Here is an 8,834-nt window from a genome sequence, read left to right as displayed (position 1 = left end):
GGGGGCGACCCCCACCGCTTTTGTACGTTTCAGAGATACCGGCTCTCTACAAGCCCAGGGTATCTATGCGCAGGCTACAGGCCGCGAGTGTGCAGCTTACGTGCAGCCTCAGCAATAGAGCCGGAGAGCGAGGGATAGACCGTGAAGGTATCCGCCAGGTCATCCACCGCGAGCTTCTTCTCCACCGCCAGAGCAATGGGGTAAATCAGCTCGGAAGCACGCTGACCAACCACCACACCGCCAATGACAGTGCCGGAGTGGCGGCGAGCAAAAATCTTCACGAAGCCGTCGCGCATCGCCATCATCTTCGCACGCGGGTTAGTGCTCAGCTGCAGGGTCACCGCGTCACCACGGTAAGCGCCCTCAGCAAGGTCCTTCTCGCTCACACCCACGGTCGCAATCTCCGGGGAGGTGAAGATGTTTGCCGCAACCTTATCGGTACGCAACGGACGCACGGCATCACCGAGAATGTGCGCCATAGCGATACGACCCTGCATCGCAGCCACGGAAGCCAGCGGGTAAACACCCGTGCAGTCGCCGGCAGCGTAAATGCTGTTCACGCTCGTGCGGGACACACCGTCCACCTTAATGTGACCGCTCGGGGTCTGCTCCACGCCGGCTGCTTCCAGACCCAAATCTTCAGTGTTCGGAATCGAACCAATAGCCACCAGGCAGTGAGTGCCGGACACCTTACGACCATCCGACAGGGTCACGATGACACCGGAACCGTCCTCGGTGCACTCAACAGCCGAAGCACGCGAGCGCGGCATCACTCGCACGCCGCGACGCTCAAACACGTCCTCCAGCACGCGGGCTGCATCCTCGTCCTCACCGGGAAGCACACGGTCACGCGAAGACACCAGAGTCACCTTCGAACCCAGACCGTTATACGCCGACGCGAACTCCGCACCCGTCACACCCGAACCAATCACAATCAGCTCCTCGGGAACCTCGCAGAGGTTGTACAGCTGAGTCCAGGTCAGGATGCGCTCACCATCAGGCATGCCGGTCGCCATTTCACGCGGATGCGTACCCACAGACAGCAACACAAAGTCCGCCTGCAGGGGGTAAACCAGACCCGCCTCGTCAGTTACCTGGACGGTGTGGCGGTCCAGAAGCTTGCCGGTACCGTGAATAATCTTCACGCCCGCAGAAGCCAGGGCGCGCTTAATATCGGCAGACTGCTGCTGAGCCAGGTCGCGGACTCGGCGGTTCACGCGGTCCATATCAACTCGAAGCTGCGGCGCCTTACCCTTCGTGTTTTCGATGCCCAGGCTACCTGCCTCGGAGAAGCGGGTCATCATATCGGCGGTAGCGATCAGGGTCTTAGAGGGCACAACGTCAGTCAGAACGGCGGAGCCACCAATGGCATTACGCTCGATCAGAGTCACGTCCGCGTTGGATGCGGCAGCCACCATCGCCGCCTCGTAGCCGCCGGGGCCGCCACCAATAATTACAATTCGCTGAGATGCATAGTTCACCGTTGAAGTCATGCCTTAATTGTGAGCTATGCCGCCCCTACGGGGCAAACGCACTCGCCGTGCAGATGTGCCATATTGTGGCAATCTGCACGGCGAGCATTTTCTGACGCGGTAGCCCGGTATGACCGGGCGCTCCCCTATTCTTCTAGTCTCTAGTCCTCGAGTGCCTGGGGCTTCTCCGCATAAATCGAGTTAATGAACTTCTCAGCCCACTGCAGCATCGCGCCGTCCACCAGATCCTTACCGCCGACCGGCATGGTCTTCGGGCGCGGAACCAGCGTCAGCCAAGTGTCCATACCCTTCGGCTGGGCGTGGGTGGACCCCGGGTACACGCGCTTCAGACGCATCTGACGGGACTCCAGCAACGGCGTAGCGGTCACCACGCGAACCTTCGGGCCCAGAACCACCAGCTCATGGATACCGGCGGCACGGGCGTGCATACGCACCGTCGCCACGGCAAGCAGGTTCTCTACCGCCTCCGGCAGCTCGCCGTAACGGTCGACCAGCTCCTCGCGAGCCTCCGCAATCTTCTCTTCAGTGTCGGCGGCGGCAATCTGACGGTACGCCTGCAGGCGCAGACGCTCCGAGTCGATATAGGTGTGCGGAATATGCGCGTTGACGGGCAGGTCAATCTTCGTCTCGACCTCGCGTTCTTCCTTCTCGCCGCGGTAGTTCGCCACGGCCTCGCCCACCAGGCGCAGGTACAGGTCAAAACCCACACCCGCGATGTGACCGGACTGTTCGCCGCCGAGCAGGTTACCCGCGCCGCGAATCTCCAGGTCCTTCATGGCCAGCTGCAGGCCCGCGCCGAGCTCGTTGTGGGTCGCTACAGCCTTCAGACGCTCATGCGCAATCTCGCCGAGGGTCTTATCCATCGGGTACAGGAAGTACGCGTAGGCGCGCTCGCGACCACGACCCACACGTCCACGCAGCTGGTGCAGCTGGCTCAGGCCGTAGTTCTGGGCGTGGTCCACGATGAGCGTGTTCGCGTTCGAAATGTCCAGGCCGGTCTCCACGATGGTGGTGCACACCAGCACGTCAAAGCGGCGCTCCCAGAAGTCCACAATAATCTGCTCCAGGCGCGACTCACTCATGCGGCCGTGGGCGGTGGCGATGCGCGCCTCCGGCACGAGCTTGCCGATTTCTGCGGCAACATCGTCGATGTCAGCCACGCGGTTGTGCACGAAGAACACCTGTCCTTCACGCATGAGCTCGCGGCGAATCGCGGCCGTAATCTGGCTGTCGGTGCGCGGGCCAACGAAGGTCAGTACGGGGTGGCGTTCCTCCGGGGCGGTCGCCAGGGTGGAGGTCTCACGAATACCGGTCAGCGACATCTCCAGGGTGCGCGGAATCGGGGTCGCGCTCATGGCGAGCACATCCACATTGGTGCGCATCTGCTTGAGCTTTTCCTTATGCTCCACGCCAAAGCGTTGCTCCTCGTCAATGATGACCAGGCCCAGGTCCTTGAACACCACGCTGTCCGAGAGGATGCGGTGCGTACCGATCACCACGTCCACCGCGCCGGATGCGATCTCTTCGGTAATCTGGCGGGTTTCCTTCGCCTTCTGGAAGCGGGAGAGCACGCGAATCTTCACGGGGAAGCCCGAGAAACGCTCGCTGAACGTCTCGTAGTGCTGCTGAGCCAGCAGAGTCGTGGGTACGAGCACGGCAACCTGCTTACCGTCCTGCACAGCCTTGAACGCGGCACGCACGGCGACCTCGGTTTTACCGAAGCCCACGTCGCCGGAGATGAGGCGGTCCATGGGGATTTCCTTCTCCATGTCCTCCTTCACCTCGTGGATGGCGGTGAGCTGGTCGGGGGTCTCGTTGTAGGGGAAGGACTCTTCCAGCTCACGCTGCCAGGGGGTGTCGGGGGCGAAAGCGTGACCACGCGAGGCCTGGCGCGCCGAGTAGAGTTTCACCAGGTCCGCCGCGATTTCCTTGACTGCCTTGCGAGCGCGGGACTTGGTCTTCGCCCAGTCGCTGCCGCCCATCTTGGACAGGCTCGGATTCTCGCCACCCACATAGTTGGAAATCAAATCCAGCTGGTCGGAGGGCACGAAGAGGCGGTCGGGCGCGCCACCGCGCTTGGCGGGGGCGTACTCGATGACCAGGTATTCCTTCATGGGCTGCACGCCGTTGACCGGGGAGGCACCCGCCACCGGGCGGGAGGTCATCTCGACAAAGCGACCGATGCCGTGGCGTTCGTGCACCACGTAGTCGCCGGGGTTCAGGGCGAGCGGATCGACGGCGTTGCGGCGACGGCGCGTCTTGAATTTCTGTCCGGCGGCGCCTCGGGGGGCGTAGGTGCCGCGGCGTCCGAGCAGTTCGGCTTCGGTGAAGACGGCGAGCTTCGCCTCCTCAATCAGGAAGCCTGCGGAGGCGGGCGCCTCGCACACCTCAACGATGCCGTGCTCGAGGTCGCCTGCGGGGTCGGCCTCGAGGCTGGTGCGGCGGGCTGCGGGTACGGCGAGCGCCCCTTCCCCGGAGTGGAAGAGGTCGATAAGTCGGTCGGTGGAGCCGCGGCCGTTGGTGAGGGCAAGGACGGTCCACTGTTTCTGGATGAGATCGCCAACCTGACTGAGCATGCGTTCGACGGAGCCGTTAAATGCAGTTGCGGGGGCGGCATTGACGGTGTAGGTGTCGATTCCGTCTTCGATAGCGTCGGCGATGCTCTGGCTCTGGATTGCTCCGGCGGCGTCTTCGAGCAGGTCTGCGTCGGTGACGAATTCGGTGATTTCCCACCAGCTGAGCTTGGCTTCGAGCGCCTGTGCGGTGGTTTGGTCAATAGTTCGGAATCCGCTGTCGCTCATGCGCAGCTGGCCCAGGTCGATGGGTGCTACAGCATCGGCTTCTGCGGAGGTATCCCAGGCGGCGGCGAGGAATTCTTCGTTAGTGGCGACGAGGTCTTCAGCGCGGGCGCGCACGCGTTCGGGTTCGACGTTGATGATCATGGACCCTGCCGGCAGCAGCGCGGTGAGGGTGGTCATGGATTCGATGAGTAGCGGGGTTAGCGATTCCATGCCTTCGACGTAGATTCCGCCCGCAATCTTCTCAAGCATGGACGCAGCGGCAGGATAGTCTGCCTTCAGGCGTGCGGCGCGGCTCATCACCTCGGGGGTGATGAGCAGTTCGCGGCAGGGCAGCAGCGTGAGTTCGGTGAGTTCTTCTCCACCGCTGAGGGTGCGCTGGTCGGCGACGGAGAAGTGGCGCATTTCGTCGAGTTCGTCGCCGAAGAATTCGAGGCGTACGGGGGTGGTTGCGGTGGGCGGGAAGACGTCGATGATGCCGCCGCGCACCGCGTACTCGCCGCGCTTGGCGACGAGGTCTACGCGGGAGTAGGCGGCATCGTTGAGGCCTCGTACTACGTCTTTAAAGGGGTATTCTTCACCGCGGACCAGGTGCACGGGTTCGAGCTTTTCGATGCCGGTGACGATGGGCTGGATGACGGCGCGCACGGGTGCGATGACAACCTGGGGGCGTTTGGATGCTTCCCCAGTGATGGCGCGTAGCACCTGCAGGCGGCGGCCGACGGTGTCGGAGCGCGGTGAGAGGCGTTCGTGCGGAAGGGTTTCCCAAGCAGGGAAGAGCGCGATGTCGGCGGCAGGCAGGTAGGAGCGCAGCGCTGCGGCGAGGTCTTCTGCCTGGCGGTCGGTGGGGGCGATGATGAGGCTGAGCGCTTCACCGGTGGCGCCGCGTACTGCGGTGGAGATGTCTGCGATGAGTGCGGCGTGGGTTCCGGCGACGGCGCCGATGAGGGTGCGTGCGCTACGTTCAGCGGGCTGTGCGGAGGCGGCGGTGCGGATTGCCGCCCAGTTGCTGAGTTGGTTGAGGGTGTTCAGGAGGGGCTGCAGGGGTGCCTCGAGGGGCTGTGCGGTAGCTTTTCGGGTGGTGCTCACGGGTTCTCCTGAATCTGCGGTCCTCGGGATTGGCGGGTTTGCCGGTTTTGGCGAGTATGCCAGTAATGTGTGCCGTGTTGGGTACATACCTGCGTGAGGTTGGGTACCCGAGTGGTTTTGCCTTTATTTCACGGTGCTTTTTGTGCGTTTTGGGGTGTTTTTTGCGGCTTTTCCATTGTAGGACTTGTCCGCTTTTCTGGCATTTTTCTCTTGTACTCTCTGTGATGGAATATATTCCTTTTTGCACTCGGTTGTCGCTTTCGTGGGTGATATTTGAGTATGGTTTTCTTCCGTGTCCGTTCCTGTGTCACAACGTTCATCGCATGGGGTGCAAATCACACACTCATGGGCATCTTTGCACTTTGTGCACCATTATTTTCACAGCTTAATCCTGTACCCTAATCATTAACACTTAGAGCAAAACCAGACAGTATATCCCCTTCCGGATTCTGTTTACCTCTTCCAACCAACCTCAGGTTTTCAGTATTTACTGCGGTTTTTCTAGTGCGCTAAATTCACCGTATCTTTCGATGTTTCTTCCGGAACGTCGCATCAGAAAGACGCATATGACAACCACATACACGAACAAACCCGCTGAAAAGCGCCATGCCCATTCATGGTCTGCTAAAAAGTGGGGTGCTTTCGCACTCGCTTTTGGCACCGCTTTCACTGCGGCACCTCTTACTCCTACTACTCCCGCCTCGGCTGCGACTGGAACCCATGACGGTTCCAGCAGCGATAAGGCGGCTGCTTCCTGCTACGAGGTCAAGCAGGTTAATCCTTCTGCCTCCTCTGGCACTTATTGGCTGTACACCCCGCAGATGAGCGGCCCGGCGCAGTTCTACTGCGATCAGGAAACTGATGGCGGCGGCTGGGTCATGATTGGTCGCGGTCGTGAGGGTTGGACCGAGTCTTACAACGGCACCGGCGACCCGAACCAGCTGCATCAGAACCCCACGGGTCCCTCCGCTTTTACTCCCGTCCAGCTTCCCGCAAACACTGTCGATGCCCTGCTGAACGGCATTAAGCCTCAGGACCTTCCCGACGGCATGCGCCTGCACCGTGCCCACAATGCAAGGGGCACCCAGTGGCAGAACGTTTATGTTCAGCGTCCTCAGACTGAGCAGTGGACCTGGGCGATGAGCTACGGTCAGCGTTGGGGCACCGTGAAGTTCACCGGTGCCGGTATTAACCGCACCGCTCATATGGGTCGTCATGCTTCGGAGATGGCTCCGGGTATTACCACCAGTTCTGTTCGTTTCTTCGCGAACCCGAACCAGGGCTACCAGATTGGTTTTGCGTACGGTGCGCTGGTGAACTTCGGTAATGAGAATCCGGATTCATACATTTACCAGAAGCGTGGTTCCGCTGGTTACTCCATCCCCTTTACTCAGGTGTTCCTGCGTCCGAAGCTGACTCAGCGTGACTTGAACTTCTCGCAGATTGGTTCTGGCTCTGCCGCTAGCAACCGTCGTGCTCTGCCGAATAGCTACACGATGCCCGTTCGTTGGCGCACCAGTGAGCAGACTGGCACCGGCAAGAAGAACGAGATGAACACCTACGTTCAGGCTATTACTCAGGTGGGCGACACCGTCTTCACCGGTGGCGACTTCAAGTATGTGGAGTCGGCTGGTGGCGAGCGCGTGGACCAGTCGTACCTGGCGGGCTATAACGTGGATTCGGGCGAACTGGTTCGCTCTTTCCGTCCGACTTTCAACGGTCAGATTAAGGCTCTTGAGGCTCTGCCGAATAACCGCCTGGCAGTTGGTGGCGAGTTCACCGAGGTTAACGGCGAGAAGGTCAACCACTTCGTCATTCTGGACGCAACCACCGGCCAGATCGACCGCACGTGGGATCTTCAGATTCAGCGCCGTAATGGCGATGCAGTTCAGGTGAAGACCCTGCTGGTTCAGGACGGTTACCTGTACATTGGCGGTAACTTCACCCATGTGAAGGGCAATACGTCTAAGGCGTACGCTTACTCGCGTGGTGCCGCTCGTATTAAGCTTTCGAACGGTGCGGTGGACTGGAACTGGCGCCCGAACTTCAACGGTACGGTCAACGGCATTACTGCTGCCTCCGATAATTCCACTGTTCACGCTGCGGGTTACTTCACTGAGCTGAATAACCAGCGTGCTTTCCGCCTGGCTGCTCTGAACGGCTCGGATGCTTCGAACATTAGGTGGGAGTGGGAGCCGTCGCTGAAGCTGAACATTACTGACCGTATTGTGTACGCGTTCCAGTTCGATGTTCAGGATGCTGGCTCGACCGTGTGGACTGCCGGTGCTGACCACCTGATTGCTAACTACTCGAAGAACGGTTACGGCCGTATTTCCACTGCGATTTCTAAGTATGGTGGCGACTGGCAGGATCTGCACCTGAGCGGTAACACCATTTACGGCGCGTGCCACTGCGGTGACGTCCTCTTTGAGGGTTCTACCGGTTACCACACCTACTGGAAGGAATCGAAGGCGGTTCACCGCATGCGCCTGGTCGCGGCGTTTGATAAGGACAGCGGCGAGGTTGTGGGCGAGTTCAGCCCGGTTCTGAAGGGCGCTAGCGGCTACGGTGTCTGGGAGTCCTTCGTGGATTCTCGCGGCAACCTGTGGGTTGGTGGCGACATCAACCGTTCACTGGGTGCTAATGGTGAGCAGCGCACTGTCGGTTTTGCTCGCTTTGCACCTCGCGATGTCACTCCCCCGTCGACCCCGTCGAACCTGTCGGTTCAGCGTGATGGCTCGACCGATAAGCTGTCCTGGTCTGGCGTTCGCGAGGCGGGCACCCGTTACCAGGTGCTGCGTGATGACCGTGTGATTGCTACGGTCTCGGGTACCAGCTACGAGGCTGAGCACACCGATGGCGCTCGCTACTACGTGCGTTCCATCGATGCGTCTGAGAATTTCTCGGCTTCTACGGGAGCTGCTCAGGCTTAGGTCAGGTTGCTGATCTATTTTCTTTGAGCCGCCGCCTGTTCCGGGTTCTGCAGGGTTTGCAGGGTTCGGGGCAGGCGGCGGTACACCCGGGGTGTATGTCCCCTATAGTTTTGGTTTGGTCCGGATTTCCCAGTTTGCTATCTCTTCGCCCCTGTGGCGGCTATGATGGGTTGGGATTCATTGCGTCGGATAGGTTGCTTCCGTCCTTTTCGATGATGGGCTGAATCTTTGTCTGTGGTGTTTCTTCGCTGTTGGTACGGCAGGGGAGGTTTCACAGATTTTTAGCGTTCCGCTTCTTATGGGTGCGTTGCCATTGTTGGCTTCGTGCCTAGAGGTTGTGGGGCGTATTCATTCAATTTCCGATAACTACACTCACTGATTCCGGCAGCAGACTCGCTGTTAGTGCAGTTCATACCGCTTCTTCTTTCCCCGATGCATGGTCACTATGCTGTGCCTTGTGTTGGGTGGGTGTTGCTGTGTGAATTGCATTTTTCTGCTATGTGCCGGTTGAGGTCTCTAGG

General features: G+C 60.0%; 3 protein-coding genes. 1 reads left to right on the top strand and 2 read right to left on the bottom strand.

The window, feature by feature from the left end:
- Positions 1-74 precede the first annotated feature (74 nt).
- Both HXO69_RS04455 and mfd read right to left on the bottom strand, forming a co-directional pair.
- Entirely contained in the window at positions 75-1,493 is a 1,419-nt protein-coding gene (locus HXO69_RS04455) for an NAD(P)H-quinone dehydrogenase (protein ID WP_296545553.1), read from the bottom strand.
- 140 nt (positions 1,494-1,633) lie between these two features.
- Positions 1,634-5,380 (bottom strand): transcription-repair coupling factor, encoded by a 3,747-nt coding sequence (gene mfd, locus HXO69_RS04450; protein WP_296545551.1) that lies wholly within the window; start codon positions 5,378-5,380, stop codon positions 1,634-1,636.
- Positions 5,381-5,946: 566 nt separating this feature from the next.
- Here mfd and HXO69_RS04445 point away from each other — a divergent pair.
- Complete coding sequence (locus HXO69_RS04445; RefSeq protein ID WP_296545549.1) at positions 5,947-8,313, top strand: fibrinogen-like YCDxxxxGGGW domain-containing protein; 2,367 nt, start codon at positions 5,947-5,949, stop codon at positions 8,311-8,313.
- Positions 8,314-8,834 lie beyond the last annotated feature (521 nt).

The sequence above is a fragment of the Rothia sp. (in: high G+C Gram-positive bacteria) genome (genome assembly GCF_015265375.1).
Taxonomy (GTDB): domain Bacteria; phylum Actinomycetota; class Actinomycetes; order Actinomycetales; family Micrococcaceae; genus Rothia.
The sequence above is the reverse complement of the archived record's forward strand: the minus strand, read 5'-3'. Positions and strand labels throughout refer to the sequence as shown.